This window comes from Paenibacillus sp. Aloe-11 (genome assembly GCF_000245715.1).
Taxonomy (GTDB): domain Bacteria; phylum Bacillota; class Bacilli; order Paenibacillales; family Paenibacillaceae; genus Paenibacillus; species Paenibacillus kribbensis.
In genome coordinates this window covers 816,852-817,300 of the sequence record NZ_JH601056.1, presented here as the reverse complement: position 1 = coordinate 817,300, position 449 = coordinate 816,852, and the positions used below count along the sequence as shown (strand labels likewise).

Below are 449 nucleotides of genomic sequence, written 5' to 3'. Positions count from 1 at the left end.
GCGGGCGGCCGAGCGGCTGGAGCTTTGCCTGTTGCATCAGGTCGGCCCCGAAGGGGTGCAGATTGAGCTTACGACCCATTATCACAATGCCAGCATCGAAATGTTTGGCACCCCTTATTTACTGGCACGGCTGTCCGACTATCCTTTCTCGGCATGGTTCGGCGATCAGCTTCGCAAAATGGTGGCATTCACCGAAGCGCTGATCCGGCCGGATCACCAGTCCACCGGAGCCGGCGACTCCGACTGGCTCGGCGACGGGCGGCAGCGTTTGACTCTGCTGGGCGCAATTCTCGAAGATGATGAGCTGATCTGCCGCGGCACTGGCAGCTCGGAAAGCCTGTGGCTGTTCGGGGTGGAGAAATACGAGCGTTATATGCAGCTCCAGGCCGCTTACAAACCGCCAACGGCGAGCCGGGCATTTCCGCAGACCGGGTACTATGTGATGCGGG

The 449-nt window shown here is 60.6% G+C and carries 1 protein-coding gene; it reads left to right on the top strand.

The window, feature by feature from the left end; translation table 11 throughout:
* Positions 1–449, top strand: a 449-nt coding sequence (locus WG8_RS28675; protein WP_007431487.1) for a heparinase II/III family protein, incomplete at both ends; no start/stop codon positions are given.